The sequence below is a fragment of the Streptomyces sp. NPDC054834 genome, assembly GCF_053611185.1.
Map to the genome: position 1 here is coordinate 80,332 of NZ_JBSGZV010000026.1, position 16,712 is coordinate 97,043.

17 protein-coding genes are annotated in these 16,712 nt (G+C 70.5%); 12 read left to right on the forward strand and 5 right to left on the reverse strand.

Going from position 1 to position 16,712, the window contains the following annotated elements:
- Positions 1-38: 38 nt before the first annotated feature.
- The 5 genes from ACWGJM_RS29910 to ACWGJM_RS29930 all read left to right on the forward strand — a co-directional run bounded on the left by ACWGJM_RS29910 (position 39) and on the right by ACWGJM_RS29930 (position 5,842).
- A complete protein-coding gene (locus ACWGJM_RS29910) occupies positions 39-1,046 on the forward strand; it encodes an ABC transporter permease (protein ID WP_453414843.1) in 1,008 nt (335 codons plus the stop codon).
- Positions 1,043-2,134, forward strand: coding sequence for an ABC transporter ATP-binding protein (locus ACWGJM_RS29915; RefSeq protein WP_453414844.1), 1,092 nt, complete (start codon positions 1,043-1,045; stop codon positions 2,132-2,134). The genes ACWGJM_RS29910 and ACWGJM_RS29915 overlap by 4 nt, the downstream gene beginning before the upstream one ends.
- Positions 2,131-3,648 (forward strand): ABC transporter ATP-binding protein, encoded by a 1,518-nt coding sequence (locus ACWGJM_RS29920; protein ID WP_453414845.1) that lies wholly within the window; start codon positions 2,131-2,133, stop codon positions 3,646-3,648. Before ACWGJM_RS29915 ends, ACWGJM_RS29920 begins: the two co-directional genes overlap by 4 nt.
- A gap of 98 nt (positions 3,649-3,746) precedes the next feature.
- On the forward strand, positions 3,747-5,138 hold the full coding sequence (locus ACWGJM_RS29925; protein ID WP_453414846.1) for a M1 family metallopeptidase: 1,392 nt from the start codon (positions 3,747-3,749) through the stop codon (positions 5,136-5,138).
- Between the two features lie 47 nt (positions 5,139-5,185).
- Entirely contained in the window at positions 5,186-5,842 is a 657-nt protein-coding gene (locus ACWGJM_RS29930; RefSeq protein ID WP_453414847.1) for a trimeric intracellular cation channel family protein, read from the forward strand.
- On the opposite strand, the gene ACWGJM_RS29935 is transcribed toward ACWGJM_RS29930, so the two are convergent.
- On the reverse strand, positions 5,751-6,992 hold the full coding sequence (locus ACWGJM_RS29935; RefSeq protein ID WP_453414886.1) for an alpha/beta hydrolase: 1,242 nt from the start codon (positions 6,990-6,992) through the stop codon (positions 5,751-5,753). The genes ACWGJM_RS29930 and ACWGJM_RS29935 overlap by 92 nt on opposite strands.
- A gap of 224 nt (positions 6,993-7,216) precedes the next feature.
- Between ACWGJM_RS29935 and ACWGJM_RS29940 the strand changes: the two genes are divergently transcribed.
- A complete protein-coding gene (locus tag ACWGJM_RS29940; protein ID WP_453414848.1) occupies positions 7,217-8,077 on the forward strand; it encodes a thioesterase family protein in 861 nt (286 codons plus the stop codon).
- Between the two features lie 7 nt (positions 8,078-8,084).
- Here ACWGJM_RS29940 and ACWGJM_RS29945 read toward each other — a convergent pair whose 3' ends face one another.
- A complete protein-coding gene (locus tag ACWGJM_RS29945; protein WP_453414849.1) occupies positions 8,085-8,669 on the reverse strand; it encodes a TIGR03086 family metal-binding protein in 585 nt (194 codons plus the stop codon).
- A gap of 101 nt (positions 8,670-8,770) precedes the next feature.
- Between ACWGJM_RS29945 and ACWGJM_RS29950 the strand changes: the two genes are divergently transcribed.
- A complete protein-coding gene (locus tag ACWGJM_RS29950; RefSeq protein WP_453414850.1) occupies positions 8,771-9,727 on the forward strand; it encodes a helix-turn-helix transcriptional regulator in 957 nt (318 codons plus the stop codon).
- 161 nt (positions 9,728-9,888) lie between these two features.
- Complete coding sequence (locus tag ACWGJM_RS29955; RefSeq protein WP_453414851.1) at positions 9,889-10,260, forward strand: hypothetical protein; 372 nt, start codon at positions 9,889-9,891, stop codon at positions 10,258-10,260.
- Positions 10,261-10,329: 69 nt separating this feature from the next.
- Here ACWGJM_RS29955 and ACWGJM_RS29960 read toward each other — a convergent pair whose 3' ends face one another.
- Positions 10,330-10,965: a TetR family transcriptional regulator gene (locus ACWGJM_RS29960; protein WP_453414852.1), complete on the reverse strand. Its 636-nt coding sequence runs from the start codon at positions 10,963-10,965 to the stop codon at positions 10,330-10,332.
- A gap of 143 nt (positions 10,966-11,108) precedes the next feature.
- Between ACWGJM_RS29960 and ACWGJM_RS29965 the strand changes: the two genes are divergently transcribed.
- From ACWGJM_RS29965 to ACWGJM_RS29975, 3 genes are all read left to right on the forward strand, one after another.
- Positions 11,109-11,276, forward strand: coding sequence for a hypothetical protein (locus tag ACWGJM_RS29965; protein WP_453414853.1), 168 nt, complete (start codon positions 11,109-11,111; stop codon positions 11,274-11,276).
- 61 nt (positions 11,277-11,337) lie between these two features.
- Positions 11,338-11,604: a DUF4190 domain-containing protein gene (locus ACWGJM_RS29970; protein ID WP_453414854.1), complete on the forward strand. Its 267-nt coding sequence runs from the start codon at positions 11,338-11,340 to the stop codon at positions 11,602-11,604.
- Positions 11,605-11,712: 108 nt separating this feature from the next.
- Positions 11,713-12,876, forward strand: a complete 1,164-nt coding sequence (locus ACWGJM_RS29975; RefSeq protein WP_453414855.1) for a cysteine desulfurase family protein — start codon at positions 11,713-11,715, stop codon at positions 12,874-12,876.
- Between the two features lie 26 nt (positions 12,877-12,902).
- On the opposite strand, the gene ACWGJM_RS29980 is transcribed toward ACWGJM_RS29975, so the two are convergent.
- Both ACWGJM_RS29980 and ACWGJM_RS29985 read right to left on the reverse strand, forming a co-directional pair.
- On the reverse strand, positions 12,903-14,603 hold the full coding sequence (locus ACWGJM_RS29980) for a multicopper oxidase family protein (protein WP_453414856.1): 1,701 nt from the start codon (positions 14,601-14,603) through the stop codon (positions 12,903-12,905).
- Positions 14,604-14,816: 213 nt separating this feature from the next.
- Entirely contained in the window at positions 14,817-15,473 is a 657-nt protein-coding gene (locus tag ACWGJM_RS29985; RefSeq protein WP_453414857.1) for an N-acetylmuramoyl-L-alanine amidase, read from the reverse strand.
- Between the two features lie 77 nt (positions 15,474-15,550).
- On the opposite strand from ACWGJM_RS29985, the gene mnmA reads away from it, so the two are divergent.
- The gene (mnmA, locus tag ACWGJM_RS29990; protein WP_453414858.1) at positions 15,551-16,681 is read left to right on the forward strand and encodes a tRNA 2-thiouridine(34) synthase MnmA; all 1,131 of its coding nucleotides are present in this window, start codon (positions 15,551-15,553) and stop codon (positions 16,679-16,681) included.
- Positions 16,682-16,712 lie beyond the last annotated feature (31 nt).

A 16,712-nucleotide genomic window follows, 5' to 3' on the forward strand; every position in this document is an offset into this window, starting at 1 on the left:
GCGGGCTTCGCGGCCCGCGGGCACCAGCGCCGGTCCCCGTGATCTCGTACATCCTCCGTCGGACGGTAGCGGCAGTGATCCTGCTGCTGGTCGTCTCCGCGGTCACCTTCGCCATCTTCTTCCTGCTGCCGCGACTGGCCGGTCAGACAGCGGACCAGCTGGCACAGCAGTACATCGGCAAGAGCCCGTCGAAGGCGGACATCGCCGCGGTCAAGCACAACCTCGGTCTGGACCAGCCCGTCTACGTCCAGTACTGGCACTTCATCAAGGGGATCGTGGCCGGCGCCGACTACAGCGTCGGTCCCAGCACGGTGCACTGCAACGCGCCCTGCTTCGGCTACTCCTTCAAGACCCACGAGGCGGTCTGGCCGAAGCTCGTCGACCGCCTTCCGGTGACCCTGTCGCTGGCCGCGGGCGCCGCCGTGATGTGGCTGGTGTCCGGTGTGCTGATCGGCGTCATCTCCGCGCTGAAGCCGCGCTCGGTCTTCGACCGCACCTTCATGGGCGTCGCGCTCGCCGGTGTCTCGCTGCCCATGTTCTTCACGGGCAACCTGGCGATCCTGCTCTTCACCTACCAGTGGCCGATCTTCGGCCGCACCTATGTCCCGCTCACCGAGAACCCCGCACAGTGGGCCAACACCCTCTTCCCGGCGTGGTGTTCGCTCGCCCTGCTGTACTCCGCCATCTACGCGCGGCTGACCCGCTCGGGCATGCTGGAGACGATGAACGAGGACTTCATCCGCACGGCCCGCGCCAAGGGCCTGCGTGAGCGCAAGGTCGTCGTCCGGCACGGACTGCGCGCCGCGCTCACCCCGATCATCACCGTCTTCGGCATGGACCTCGGTCTGCTGCTCGGCGGCGCGGTGATCACCGAGACCGTGTTCTCGCTGCACGGCATCGGTGAGTACGCGGTGGAGGGCATCACCGACAACGACCTGCCCCCCATCCTCGGCGTGACCCTGCTCGCCGCCTTCTTCGTCGTGATCGCAAATCTCCTGGTGGACCTGCTCTACGCGGCCGCCGACCCGCGGGTGAGGCTCTCGTGACCGAACTCTCCAAGACCGGCGCCGCAGTGGGGGAACCCACCTCCGGCAAGGCGCCCGAAGCCTTCCTCGAGGTCCGCGACCTCAAGGTGCACTTCCCGACCGACGACGGCCTGGTCAAGTCCGTCGACGGGCTCAGTTTCAAGCTGGACAAGGGCAGGACCCTCGCCGTCGTCGGCGAGTCCGGATCCGGCAAGTCCGTCACCTCGCAGGCCATCATGGGCCTGCACCGGCTCGGCGCCCGTGGCAAGAACGTGCGGATGTCCGGCGAGATCTGGCTGGACGGCAAGGAACTGGTCTCCGCGTCCCCGGACGAGGTGCGCAAGCTCCGCGGCCGCGAGATGGCGATGATCTTCCAGGACCCGCTGTCCGCCATGCACCCGTACTACAAGGTCGGCGACCAGATCGTCGAGGCGTACCGGGTCCACCACGACGTCAGCAAGAAGGTCGCCCGCACGCGCGCCATCGAGATGCTCGACCGGGTCGGCATCCCCGAGCCCGCCAAGCGTGTCGACAGCTACCCGCACGAGTTCTCCGGTGGTATGCGCCAGCGCGCCATGATCGCCATGGCGCTGGTCAACAACCCCGAGCTGCTCATCGCGGACGAGCCGACCACCGCCCTCGACGTGACCGTCCAGGCGCAGATCCTCGACCTGATCCGCGACCTTCAGAAGGAGTTCGGCTCCGCGGTCATCATGATCACCCACGACCTCGGCGTGGTCGCCGAGATCGCCGACGACGTCCTGGTGATGTACGGCGGCCGGTGCGTGGAGCGCGGTCCGGCCGGCGAGGTCTTCGAGCAGCCGCAGCACCCGTACACCTGGGGTCTGCTCGGTTCGATGCCCCGTATCGACCGCGAGACCTCCGACCGGCTCATCCCGGTCAAGGGCCAGCCGCCGAGCCTCATCAACGTCCCCTCGGGCTGCGCCTTCCACCCGCGCTGCCCGTACGCGGACATCCCCAAGGGGAACGTCACCCGGACGGTGCGCCCCGAGCTGGAGCAGGTGAGCACCGGGCACTGGACCGCCTGCCACCTCTCGGCGGAGGACCGTACGCGGATCTGGACCGAAGAGATTGCGCCGAAGCTGTGAGTGAGACGACGAAGACCAAGGCCGCCGATGGCGAGGTGCTGCTCAAGGTCGAGGGCCTGATCAAGCACTTCCCGATCAAGAAGGGCATTCTCCAGCGCCAGGTCGGCGCGGTGAAGGCCGTCGACGGCATCGACTTCGAGGTGCGCAAGGGCGAGACCCTGGGCGTGGTCGGCGAGTCGGGCTGCGGCAAGTCGACCATGGGCCGGGTCATCACCCGCCTCCAGGACCCGACCGGCGGCACGATCACCTTCGACGGGCAGGACATCACGCGGCTGAACACCGGCCAGATGCGCCCGCTGCGCCGTGACATCCAGATGATCTTCCAGGACCCGTACGGCTCCCTGAACCCCCGCCACACCATCGGCTCGATCGTCTCGGCGCCCTTCCGGCTCCAGGGCGTGGAGCCCGAGGGCGGCGTGAAGAAGGAGGTCCAGCGGCTGCTGGAGCTCGTGGGTCTGAGCCCCGAGCACTACAACCGCTACCCGCACGAGTTCTCCGGCGGTCAGCGCCAGCGCATCGGTATCGCCCGTGCGCTCGCCCTGAAGCCGAAGCTGGTGGTGGCGGACGAGCCGGTGTCCGCGCTGGACGTGTCGATCCAGGCGCAGGTCGTGAACCTGATGGACGACCTCCAGCAGGAGCTGGGCCTCACCTACGTGATCATCGCGCACGACCTCTCGGTCGTCCGGCACGTCTCGGACCGGATCGCGGTGATGTATCTCGGCAAGATCGTGGAACTCGCCGACCGCACCGCGCTGTACGAGGCGCCGATGCACCCGTACACCAAGGCGCTGATGTCGGCGGTGCCGGTGCCGGACCCGAAGCGCCGTGGCGTGAAGAGCGAGCGCATCCTGCTCCGGGGCGACGTGCCGTCCCCGATCGCCCCGCCGAGCGGCTGCCGCTTCCACACCCGCTGCTGGAAGGCCACGCAGATCTGCAAGACGACCGAGCCGCAGCTCGTGGAGCTGAGGGCCGGTCAGCGGGTCGCCTGCCACCACCCGGAGAACTTCGCCGACCAGGCCCCGCAGGACACGGTGCTGCTCTCGGTGGCGAAGCAGGCGTCGGAGCTGGTTCCGGACGCGGTGCTGGAGGAGTCCGCGGAGACGTCGGCCGCTGTCGCCGCGGAGACGTCCGGTGCCGTGGCGAAGGAGCCCGCGGCCGATGCCGTGGCCAAGGTTCCGGCCCCCCGGTCCGCCGAGTCCGAGTCCGAGACCGAGTCCGAGACCGAGACCGAGTCCCCTGCCGGTGCGGAGGCCGCCGACGCGGCGGCCTCGGACGTGAAGACCGGCCCAGGTGCCAAGGTCACGCCCGAGACGTCCACGCCCGACGCCGACGGCCCCGCCGAGGAGACCGCCGCCGCCACCGGTGCCGCCGCCGACGCTCCCGCCGAGGAGCCGGAGGCCGTCGTCGAGAAGACCGGCCGTGAGGCCGGGGCCACCCGGGAAGCCGAGGCCGAGGCCGAGGCCGACTCCGAGGAGCCGGCGGAAGCCGAGTCCCAGGAGTCAACCGACAAGTAGCACATGACAACTCGGTAAAGTCATGTACATGCATGAACGGGAGAGCGCAGAGTCGTCCGTGTCCGTCTACTGACCGGCACACGCTCGAAGGGACGACCATGGCACTCTCCCGTTCGGCGCGTTTAGGGGCTGTCGCCACCGCGGCGGCCTCCTTCTTCGCCGTCGCGGCCTCCTCCGCCCCCACCCCCGGCGCACCCGGCATCGGCGACAGCTACTTCCCGCAGCTCGGCAACGGCGGCTTCGACGCCCGCCACTACGACCTGTCCGTGGCCTACGACCCCGACACCGACCGCCTCGACGGCCGTACGACGCTCACGGCCCGCGCCACCCAGACCCTCTCCTCCTTCGATCTCGACCTTCAGAAGCTGGAGGTCACCCGGGTCGAAGTGGACGGCAGACGCGCCCGGTTCACCCGGGACGGCGACGAACTGCGGATCACCCCGCGCAGCCCCCTGCGCAAGGGCCGGACCTTCACCGCCACGGTCACCTACGGCGGCGTACCCGAACCCCTCGGCGGCCCCATCGTCTTCGGCTCGGACTACGGCTGGATGAAGACCGCCGACGGCGTCTTCGTCGCCTGCGAACCCAACGCCGCCTCCACCTGGTTCCCGTCCAGCGACCACCCCTCGGACAAGGCCACGTACGACATCCGTATCAAGGCGCCGAAGGGCCTGACCGGCGTCTCCAACGGCCGGCTGGTCTCGACGTACGACAAGGGCGCCTCGACGTACACCCACTGGCGCGAGAACCGGCCCATGGCGACCTACCTCGCGACCGCCACCATCGGGAAGTTCGACGTGAAGACGGGGAGGACGCCCTCCGGCATTCCGATCTACGTCGCCGTCGACCCGGTGCTGAAGAACAGCAACAACGTCAACGTGTACGCCGTCACCGCCGCCGCCACCGACTACTGGTCCGAGGTCTTCGGGCCGTACCCCTTCGAGGAGACCGGCGCGATCGTCGACGACATGCCCGAGGCCGGGTTCTCGCTGGAGGTGCAGAGCAAGCCCGCCTACTCGGCCGTGCGCAACGAGTCGACGATCGTGCACGAGCTGGCCCACCAGTGGTTCGGCGACTCGGTCAGCGTGGCGCGGTGGAAGGACATCTGGCTGAACGAGGGCTTCGCCACCTACGCCCAGTGGCTGTGGGCCGAGCACCAGGGCACCCGCTCGGCGCACGACTCGTTCCTGGCCGGCTACGACTCGCGCCCCGCCGGCTCCGACTTCTGGCAGATCAAGGTCGCCGACCCGCAGCACGACACCATGTTCGCCTCGGCCGTCTACCAGCGGGGAGCGATGACCCTTCAGGCCCTGCGGGAGCGGATCGGCGACAAGGCGTTCTTCCGGCTGCTGCCCGCCTGGACGAAGCTGCACCGGTACGGCAACGCCGACACCGCCGACTTCATCCGCCTCGCCGAGAAGGTGAGCGGACAGCAGCTCGACGATCTCTTCCAGACCTGGCTGTTCACCACAGGGAAACCGGCACTGTGAGCCTCGCTTCGTAAGGCTCATGCTCCCTGACGAGTGAGAATGTCGGGGTGGTCGAGCAACTCTTCAGTCCCTCCGTCCAGCACACCCTCGATGACGTCGGCATCTTCGTCTTCGCGATCTCCGGTGCGCTGCTGGCCGTCCGCAAGAACTTCGACGTCTTCGGCATCGCCGTCCTCGCCGAGGTCACCGCGCTGGGCGGAGGGCTGTTCCGTGACATCGTGATCGGGGCCGTACCGCCGGCCGCGTTCACCGACCTGGGGTATTTCATCGCCCCGCTGTTCGCCGCGCTCCTGGTCTTCTTCCTGCACCCGCACGTGGAGCGCATCCAGGCCGCGGTCAACGTCTTCGACGCGGCCGGCCTCGGCCTGTTCTGCGTGGCCGGCACGACGAAGGCGTACGACTACGGGCTCAACCTCACCGCATCGGCGATCATGGGGCTGGCCACCGCCGTCGGCGGCGGTGTGCTCAGGGACGTGCTCGCCAACGAGGTGCCGTCGCTGCTGCGCTGGGACCGTGACCTGTACGCGGTCCCGGCGATCGTCGGCGCCACCATGGTGGTGCTGTGCATCCACTACGACGTGCTGACCCCGTACACCACCGCTCTCGCCGTCGTCACGGCCTTCGTGCTGCGCCTGCTCGCGATGCGGTTCCACTGGCGAGCGCCGCGTGCGTGGAACCGCCGGTCGACGGTGACCGAGGAATAGTGCCGCCCGTGGCCGCCGTCCGCGGCCGGTTCTTGCCCATCTGGAGGGTCAGCCAGCGGAAGGACGGCACCACCTGCGGCCGCCACAGCGCCATGGTGTGGCCGCCGGCGCTGCGCGGCAGGAACACCACGTGCACGGTCGTCGGCGCCTTGGCGACCGCTTCCAGGGCCACGCCCGCCTGGTAGCCGTCCCTGGACTCGCCGGAGACGTACAGCGCGATCCGGGGCGGCACGGGCGACTTCTTGAGAAGCAGGTAAGGATTGTTCGCCGCGCGCAGGGCCGGGGTCTGCGAGGCGAGTGAGTTGCGTTCGCCGATCGGGTCGTTGTACCCGGACAGGCTCACGGCGGCCCGGTAGCGGTCGGGGTGGGCGACGGCCAGCTTGACCGCGCAGTGCGCGCCCGCCGAGTACCCGGCGACCGCCCAGCCGGACGGCGCGGGTTCGGCGCGGAAGTTGTCCATGACCATCTTGGGCACGTCGATGCTCAGCCAGCTGTCGGCGTTCACCGTGCCCGGGATGTTGGCGCAGCCCGTGTCCACCCCGGCCAGCAGGTTGGTGCGCGGCGCCACCAGGATGAACGGCGCGACCTGGCCGTCCTTCATCAGCGGCAGCAGCTGCTCGTGGGCCTTCAGGGAGCCGAACCAGGCCTTCGCCGAGCCGGGGTAGCCCGGCAGCAGCTCCACGACCGGGAACTTGTGGTGGCGGTAGGCGGGTTCGCCGTACTGCGGCGGCAGCCAGACGTAGACCTCGGCGTTCACGCCCGACACCCGTCCCTTGAGCTGGGTGACGCGGACCCCGCCGGCCGCGTGCATACCGGGGCCGTCGGCGGTCTGGAAAGCCTGTTTGACCTTGGGCAGCCGCTTGAACGCTATGCCGCCGGTGCCGTCCCGGCCGAGGTCGGCGGCCTGCTGGACGTGGTTGCCGGTGCCGAGCAGGTCGGCCCAGTTGTCGTAGAGGTTGTTGGAGTTGTTGACGAGGATGAACACCAGCGTGACCGCCGTGCCCTGGGCGAACAGCAGCATCAGCACCCGGGCCGCGACGCGCAGCGCCTTGGGCCCCCGCATCCTCGACCACAGGGCGAGCGGCAGAACGAGGGCGACGACGGACAGCACGATCGTCGTGCAGAGAAACGCAGTCCCGGTGAGGCTCATGCCCTCATAGAGGGGGATCAAGGCCTCGGGGTTACGGACGTGTCCGGACACTTACCGAGAAATTGCCGGGATCTCACCCGGCAGGCGGGACCTTGCCATCCATATCCTGCCATCCGCGTCTCATCGCCCGCGTCTCGTCGTCCGCATCTCGTCTCCAGCATCTCGTCATGCGCCCGAAACGTCCAAAGCTACCGCTTAGTAATTTCCTGTTGTACGGTTCACCCATGCCAGAAGCAGCCTCCACCCCCGTCATGCGGGCCGTGATCGGCGCCAGCGAGTTCGACCGCGACACCGCGGTCACCCGGCGCGAGCCCGGGGTCTACGACATCGACCTCTCCGCCGGCTGGACCATCATCAACGCCGTCAACGGCGGCTATCTGCTGGCCGTGCTCGGCCGTGCCCTCGCGGACACCCTCCCGCACCCCGACCCGTTCACGATCTCGGCGCACTACCTCACCGCCTCCCAGCCGGGTCCGGCGGTCGTCCGCACCGAGACCGTCCGCACCGGCCGCACCCTCTCCACCGGCCAGGCCTCCCTCTTCCAGTACGACGAGGCGGGCAACGAGGTCGAGCGGATCCGCGTCCTCGCCTCCTACGGCGACCTCGACTCCCTCCCCGACGACGTCCGGACGACGGCCACGCCGCCCGCGATCCCGCCCATGGACCAGTGCTTCGGCCCGGAAGACGGCCCGGCCCCGGTCGAGGGCAGCTCCGCCATCACCGACCGCCTGATGCTCAAGCTGGACCCCGCCACCCTGGGCTGGGCACTCGGCGCCCCCTCCGGCAAGGGGGAGATGCGCTCCTGGTTCGGCCTTGCGGACGGCCGGGACGCGGACCCCTTCGCGCTGCTGCTCGCGGTGGACGCGCTGCCGCCGACCGCCTTCGAGATCGGTCTGTCCGGCTGGGTCCCGACGGTCGAACTGACCGTGCACGTACGCCACCGCCCGGCGCCCGGCCCGCTGCGGGTCGCGATCACCACCCGCAACCTGGCCGGCGGCTTCCTCGAGGAGGACGCCGAGGTCTGGGACAGCACGGACCGCCTGGTCGCCCAGTCCCGCCAACTGGCCCGGGCCAGGCTCGGCTAGGGCCGGGTCACCCCCTGAGCGGGGTGCGGCCCAGCCAGGCCGCCAAGCGGGTGTAGGCGTCGGCTTCTTCGGGGGCGTCGACGACGTCGCCGAAGGGGGTGTCCGGGTCGCGCTGCGGGTCGGGCAGGACGCGGCGGGCCGTGGTGAGGGCGAACTCGGCGAGTTCCGGGTCGAGTTCGTGCGGGCGGCCGATCGACTCGGCCAGGTCCCAGGTGTGCGTCACGAGTTCCATGACGTAGCCGGACAAGGCGGCGTGGCCGGGGACCTCGCCCCACGGAACGCGGACCGGTGCCGTCATCCGCTCGTCGCTCTCCCAGGCCTTGAGGACCCGGGTGCGCGCCTCGTCGTACGCCGCCGCCCACTCGGCGTCCTCGACACCGTCGGCGAACGGGCGGACCGCGAGCCCGTCACCGCCCTCGCCGACCACCGCGATCCGCCGGGTGCCGCCGACCATGTGGCTGAGCAGCGTGCGTACGTCGAACTCGGCACAGGGCGTGGGGCCGGACAGCTGCTCGGGCCGCACGGTCTTGATGAGGGCCGCCGCCTGCTCCGTCGCGCGGGCGTAGCGGGGGCGGGGGTCGATGATGTCCATGGTGTGCCTCTCCTTGAGTCGTCGGGGCGAGCATCGCCGGATAACCTGACACCTCCCGTCAACATTTGCCGCGGGGTGCCCGACGGCGTGATCCTGGCCGGGTGAAGTCCGACCGCCTGCTGTCCATCCTGCTGCTCCTCCAGACCCGGGGCCGGGTCCCGGCGCACGAACTCGCCCAGCGGCTCGAGGTGTCGGCGCGCACCATCTACCGCGACGTCGAGGCGCTGTCCGCCTCCGGCGTCCCGGTGTACGCCGAACGCGGGCGGCACGGTGGCATCGAGCTCCTCGCCGGGTTCCGTACGGACGTCACCGGTCTCACCGCCGACGAGTCCCGCGCCCTGTTCATCCTGGCCGCCCAGGGCGCGCACGCCGCCCTCGGTCTGGACGCGGCCCTCGGCTCGGCGCTGCGCAAGGTGATGGCGGCCCTGCCCGCGCCGCACCGGCCGGCCGCCGAGCTGACCAGCCGCCGGATCCTGGTCGACGCCACCCGCTGGAAGAGCGGGCCGCAACGGGCCGTGGACCTGGAGACGCTTCAGGACGCGGTGTTCGCCGACCGGCGCCTGCGGCTGCGCTACCGGCACAGCGGGGAGCGGGAGCCGAACACGTACACCGTGGACCCCTACGGCCTGGTCGCCAAGGCGGGCATCTGGTACCTGGTCGCCGACCGGCGGGGCAGGCCGCGCCTGTTCCGCGCCGACCGGGTGCGTTCCGCCCGGGTCCTGGACGACCCCGTGCGCCGCCGGCCCGGCGTCGAACTCGCCGACGTCTGGAAGGTGCTGCGGCAGCAGGTCGAGGAGCCGCCGGGGGGTGTGGAGGTCACCGTACGGGTGCGCCGGGAGCGCCTCGACATGTTCGTCCGGATCACGGCCTCCTTGCTGGCCGAACTCCCGGACGACGACGCCGAGGGCGAGTGGGTGACAGCCCGGCTCACCTATCCGTCCGTCCGCGCGGCCCGCCAACTCCTCGCGTTCGCCGACGGGGTGGAGGTCCTCGCGCCGCCCGAGGCGCGCGCCGACCTGCTGGCCGCGGCGCGTTCTGTCACGGAGCTGTACCAGTGAGTAGGCCCGGGTCGTAGTCGAAAGCCCAGGTGGGGGCGGGTACTTGGGGCGCCCTTTACCCGGTGGACAGGGCGGCCACAGAAAGGACACAAGAACGCCCTAAGCGCCGTTGATTGAGTGCCCGCCTCAGGACTTCCTCACCTTTTCTGGAGCTGGCTCTCATGAAGCGTGCACGCCTCGTCCCGGCCGTCGCCCTGCTCGCGCTCTCCCCGCTGCTGCTGACCGCGTGCGGCTCGAGCGACTCCTCGTCCTCCGGCGGCGGCTCCGCCCAGCAGAGCTGCCAGCCGCCGTCCGGCATGCCGACCGGGGGCGCGTCCGGGCGCCCGAGCGGTGCGCCGAGCGGTGCACCGTCCGGCGCGCCGACGGGCGCGGCCTCGGGCAAGCCGACCGGAACCCCCTCGGGCGCCCCCTCCGGCATGCCGAGCGGCGCGCCCGGCGGCGGCCAGGGCGGCCCCGGTGGCGGTCAGGGCGGCGGCTGTGGCGGCCCCGGCGGCGGGCAGCCGGGGCAGGGGCAGCAGGCTCAGCAGGGCTGACGAGGGTCTCGTACCGCAGGGGCGGTGGGTCCGGTGAACGGGCTCGCCGCCCCTGCGCGTTCGCGCGGGTCAGTCGTGCCAGTGGTGGCGGCCGACGCTGATCAGCCGCAGCTGCCGGGTCGCGAGCCGGGTGACGCGCTCCCGCTCCTCTTCGGAGGTGTGCGGTGCCTCCTGAGCCTCCAGGAAGAGGGAGGCCGTGATGAGCATCTGGTCGACGTAGAGGTGCGCGAGCATCAGCAGATCGTCGTCGCTCCACCCCTCCGCCTCGGGGTCCTTGGCAAGCTCGGCCTTCACCTCCTGGGCGAACCGGGCCAGTTGGGCCCGGATGGCCTCCCGCACCGGCTGGACCCCGCCGTGGCGTTCGCGGGCGATGAAGCGGACGTGCGCGGGGAACACGTCGACGTGGTGGGCGATCAGCTCGACGGCCCGCGCGATGCGTTCCTCGCTGTCGCCCGCCGAGGACACCGTCGTCCGCACCATCGGGTGCAGACTGCCCAGCGCCTCGTCGACCAGCGCCACGCCGAGGTCCGCCGTGGAGCGGAAGTGCCGGTAGAACGCGGTGGGCGCGACTCCGACGGCGCGCGTGACCTCGCGCAGGCCCAGGCTGCTCAGGCTCTGTTCCTCCAGCAGCCCCAACGCCGCGTCCAGGAGCGCCTGCCGGGTCTTCTGCTTCTGGGCCTGCCGGAGCCCAAGGGTGTGACTCATGTCATCCAGTTAACAACTGTTCTCCGGAATTGAAAAGCCGTCGGGCGCGCTAGACTCATAAGTCAGTGAACAAGTGTAACCACAACCGTTCACCGAAATTTCACGCGAGCACCTCAGAGCTCCTCGGAGGGGGGATCCATCTCATGCTGTTCATCGTCGCGGCTCTCCTGCTGCTCGGCGTCGTCCTGGGCACCGTGGCCCACGCGCCGCTGACCTTCACCGCCATCGCCGCCGCCGTCATCGCCACCTGGCTCGGCATCTTCGCGCTCCGCGAACGCCACGGCCGCCGGCGCGGCACGTCCGCCAACTGACCCGCACCCCACCCCCACCCGCCTTTGTCCATCCGTCTCTTCCGTCGGAAGGCTGACCACCATGCAACTCACCGCACCGGCGACCCGCCGTACCGCCGTCCGTGACGCCGACGGCATGGCCGTCGCGTCCTTCATCCTCGGCCTCCTCGGCCTCCTCGTCCTGAACCTGTTCCTCGGCCCGATCGCCATCGTCCTGGCCGGTGTGGCCCTGTGGCGGGACACCGCCCGCCGTGGCCGCGCCCTGCTCGGCATGACCCTCGGCGTCGCCGACCTGCTGGTCCTGGTGGCGTTCATGCAGGTGGACAACACCGTGTCCTGGAGCTTCTAGGGAACTCCCGCAGAGCTCCAGGGAGCTCGGCGAGCCGTACGAGCGTGTGGGAAGCGGCCTGGACGAGCCGCGACCACCGCCGAAGGGCCCCGTAGAATCGGGCTCACCATGGCTTACCTCGACCACGCCGCGACCACCCCGATGCTCCCGGAGGCGGCAGAGGCACTGACCGCCCAGCTGAGCATCACCGGCAACGCGTCCTCCCTGCACGGATCCGGCCGCAAGGCCCGCCGTACGGTCGAGGAATCCCGCGAGACCCTCGCGGACGCGCTGGGCGCCCGCCCGAGCGAGGTGGTCTTCACCTCCGGCGGCACCGAGGCCGACAACCTCGCCGTCAAGGGCCTGTACTGGGCCCGCCGTGACGCCGACCCGGCCCGCACCCGCGTACTGGCCAGCCCAGTCGAACACCACGCCGTCCTCGACGCCGTCCACTGGCTCGGCGAACACGAGGGCGCCACCGTCGAGTACCTCCCGGTCGACTCCTACGGCCGTGTCCACCCCGAGGTCCTGCGCGAGGCCATCGCCCGGAACCCCGAGGACGTCGCCCTGGCCACCGTCATGTGGGCCAACAACGAGATCGGCACGGTCCTGCCGGTCCGTGAACTGGCCGACGTCGCGGGCGAGTCCGGCATCCCCCTGCACGCCGACGCCGTCCAGGCCTTCGGCCAGGTCCCCGTCGACTTCGCCGCCTCCGGCCTCGCCGCGATGACCGTCTCCGGCCACAAGATCGGCGGCCCGTACGGCATCGGCGCCCTCGTCCTCGGCCGCGAGTGGGCCCCCGTACCCGTCCTGCACGGCGGTGGTCAGGAGCGCCACGTCCGCTCCGGCACCCTGGACGTCCCGGCCATCGCCTCCTTCGCGGTGGCCGGCCGCCTCGCCGCCGAGCAGCGCGAGTGGTTCGCCCGCGAGATCGGCGCCCTGCGCGACGCCCTGATCGAGGCGGTCCGTACGGCGGTCCCCGACGCGATCCTGGGCGGCGACCCGGTGGACCGCCTCCCGGCCAACGCCCACTTCACCTTCCCCGGCTGCGAGGGCGACTCCCTGCTGCTCCTGCTCGACGCGCAGGGCATCGAGTGCTCCACCGGCTCCGCCTGCACGGCCGGTGTCGCCCAGCCCAGCCATGTCCTGCTGGCCACCGGCACCGACCCGGACCTGGCCCGCGGCACCCTGCGCTTCTCCCTCGGCCACACCTCCACCGAGGCGGACGTCGAAGAGGTCGCGAAGGCGATCGGCCCCGCGGTGGAGCGTGCGCGCGCCGCGGGGCTGACCTGACGGCCGGGCCGAGGGTTCGACGTGACCTAACCGTCCGTCGCGCTGGCACTCGCGGTGGCGCTCGCGGTCGCGGAAGCCGAGGCCGAGGCCGAGGCCGAAGCCGAGGCGCTCGGACTGGCCGAGGCCGTGGAGTCGGTGCTGTCCGTACTGGTGGTGGACGAACCGTCATCCGTGATCATGAGGGACGCCATCATGCCCTCGTCCTCGTGCTGGAGCAGATGGCAGTGGAGCATGTACATGTACGTGTCGTCGGCGAAGTCGGTGAACTCCATGGCGATCTCGATGGACCCGCCGCCCACCACCTCGTAGGTGTCGTACCAGCCGAGTTGGACGCCGCTGGGATCGTCGCCGTTGACGGAGATCAGCTGGTACGGCACGTCATGCAGGTGGAAGGAGTGCTCCAGCTGCGTGTTGTTCTTGATGGTCCAGATCTCCTTGGACCCGAGCGTCGTGCTGATCATGGCCATGGAGGACATGGTGGTCCCGGCCGAGCCGTTGATCAGCATGGTGGCGCCGCTCTGGCCGAGCGTGATCGTCCGGGCGGTGAAGTCGCTGGTGTCGTACCGGTCGATGGTGTTCAGCGTGCTGGGCAGGTCGTCCGGGGTGTCGCTGCCGCTCGCGGTGACGGTGAGGAAGTCGTAGGTGCCGCTGCCGCCGCGCACCCAGCCGGTGGTGATCACCGCCTGGAGCGTGACGTCCTCGGTGAGGTCCATGACGACCTCGGCGCGGGCGCCGGCCACCAGGCGGACGGACGTCACCTCGGCGGCCTCGGCCAGATAGCCCTGGTCCGTGGCGATCTGCGTCATCGTGCCGCCATCGCTGCGCTGGACGGTGATGATGTCGGACGGCGAGGCGTTCAGGATCCGGAAACGGGTGCGGGTCTTGGTCGCCTCGAAGGTGAGCGTGGTGTCGTCGACGTTCGTGCCGTTGCACAGCACCGGATAGACGAGGCCGCTGCTGAGATAGCCGGTCAGGTTGTACTTGACGTCCCCGGACGTGTCGGCGGCCAGGCACTGGAGGATGATCGGGATGTCGTCGACGCCGTAGTCGCTGGGCAGGGCGGCGGAGGTGTCCGAGTCGTCCTCGACGATGATCATCCCGGCCAGTCCGGCCACCACCTGCTCGGCCGTCGTGCCCAGGGCGTGAGGGTGGTACCAGAGGGTCTTGGCCTCGTCCTTCACCTCGAAGGTGGGGGCCCAGGTCTCCCCGTCGGCGAAGGCCACCTGCGGGCCGCCGTCCATCTTGGCCGGGACGTGGGCGCCGTGGAAGTGGACGGTGGTGTCCGCGCCCAGGCTGTTGGTGATGTTCAGCAGCACCGTGTCGCCCTTGGTCCACTTCATGGTCGGGCCGAGGTACGACTGGTTGTAGCCCATGGTGTCGCTGGTGACGCCGGAGACCACCTCGTTGGTCCCCGTCTTCGCCTCCAGGGTGAAGGTGGTGGTGCCGTCCGAGGTGGTGCCCTCCAGGAGGTCCGGGACGGTGAGCGCGCCGGACGCCGCGGACGCCTTGTCGCTTCCGTTGCTCAGCAGTGCGAAGGTCGTGCCGGCCGCCCCGACCGCCGCCAGGCCGAGCCCGGCCATCCCGCCGAGGAACTTCCGCCGGTGCAGGCCCTTGCCGCCCTTGGTCCTGCTGTCCTTGACGTGCTCCCGCTTGGCGTGCCCGCGCTTGACGTGGGTGCCGTTGTCGCTTTTGCCCGCAGTGGTGTCGGGCTCGGTGATGTCAGACATGACACCGGATGGTTGACGTATGAATTATGTAAAGGCTGAGTCGAAGCTGGGCAGAAGCTGCGCGCGCTGTGCGACCGCCGTGAGTGGGGTTCTTTTTCAACTGCCTTGAATGAAAGCCAAGTTGACGTGCGGCAGGTCACATCCCCCGTGCGGGACGCATCGGACACATGAGTCATTGAGTCGTTTCATAGGCCGCTCGGCGCGTGATGTGAGTCACACGTGTCGGCTTATGAGCCCCAAGTACCGGTCCCAGTCCCAGTACCGACCGGGGTCCGTGTGGTCCGTCCCCGGCACCTCCACATGACCGATAATGTGCTCCCGGTCCACGGGTATGCCGTACCGCCCGCAGATCGCGGCCGTCAGCCGCGCCGAGGTCGCGTACATCGCGTCCGTGAAGGAGGACGCGTGCTCCACGAACCCCTCGTGCTCGATGCCGACGCTCCGCTCGTTGTACTCCCGGTTGCCCGCGTGGAAGGCCACGTCCAGCTCGCGGATCAGCTGGGTCAACCGCCCGTCCTTCCGCACGATGTAGTGCGCCGCCGCCTGGTGCGCCGGGTCCTGGAAGGCCTTCACCGCGCTCGCGTAGTCGCCCTGCGTGACATGGACGACCACCCGGTCCACGGGATAGTCGTCCGGCCGGTCCGCCCGCCGGTAGTTCGCCGGGGACGCCGCCACCCAGCGCGCACCCCGGAAGTCCACCGCGCCCGCCACCCGCGGCTTCTCCACCCCCGGCAGCCGCCACCACAGGTGCGACAGCTCCTGACGGGCCAGCGCGGCCGTGCCCACGGCAGCCGCAACCCCGCCGACGAGCAGGGCCCGCCGCCCCAGCCGCCGGTCGGAGTCGCCCCTCGCCGCGTTCGCCTCTGTCACCCCGCTGTCACCCCCATGTGATCGTCAACGGATATGCGGGGCCTCCGGTTCCCGCGCCCCCGTACCCTGGAGGGGCTATGACTGACACCCCGCAGCGCACCCGTCCCCTCCGCGTCCTCGCCGCCATGTCGGGCGGCGTGGACTCCGCCGTCGCCGCCGCCCGCGCGGCCGAGGCGGGCCACGACGTGACCGGCGTCCACCTCGCGCTCTCCGCGAACCCGCAGTCGTTCCGCACCGGGGCGCGGGGCTGCTGCACCATCGAGGACTCCCGCGACGCCCGCCGGGCCGCCGACGTCATCGGCATCCCGTTCTACGTCTGGGACCTCGCCGACCGCTTCCGCGAGGACGTGGTCGAGGACTTCATCGCCGAGTACGAGGCCGGCCGCACCCCGAACCCGTGCCTGCGCTGCAACGAGAAGATCAAGTTCGCCGCGCTCCTGGACAAGGCCCTGGCCCTCGGCTTCGACGCGGTCTGCACCGGCCACTACGCCAAGGTGATCGTGGGCGCGGACGGCACACGCGAACTGCACCGCGCCTCCGACATGGCCAAGGACCAGTCCTACGTCCTCGGCGTCCTGGACGACCGGCAGCTGGCCCACGCGATGTTCCCGCTCGGCGACACGGTCACCACCAAGGACGAGATCCGCGCGGAGGCCGAGCGCCGAGGCCTGGCCGTGGCCAAGAAGCCCGACTCGCACGACATCTGCTTCATCGCCGACGGCGACACCCAGGGCTTCCTGGCCCGGCGCCTGGGCAAGGCCGAGGGCGACATCGTCGACGAGTCCGGCACCAAGGTCGGCACGCACGAGGGCGCGTACGGCTTCACCATCGGCCAGCGCAAGGGCCTCAGGATCGGCACCCCGGCCCCCGACGGCAAGCCGCGCTACGTGCTGGACATCTCCCCGGTGAACAACACCGTGACGGTCGGCCCGGCCGCCGCCCTGGACGTGACCGGCCTGACGGCGATCAAGCCGCGTTGGTGCGGCGCGGCCCCCACCGGCCCGGGCACCTACACCGCCCAGCTCCGCGCCCACGGCGGTGAGACCGAGGTCACCGCCGAACTGGTCGACGGCTCCCTGGAGGTCCGGTTCGCGGAGCCGGTACGGGGCGTGGCCCCCGGCCAGGCGATCGTCCTGTACGACGGCACGCGCGTGGTGGGCTCGGCGACGATCGCCGCCACGGTACGGGACACGGCCGGGGTGGCGTGAGCCCGCGCCCCACGAGGTCGTGAGCCCGCGC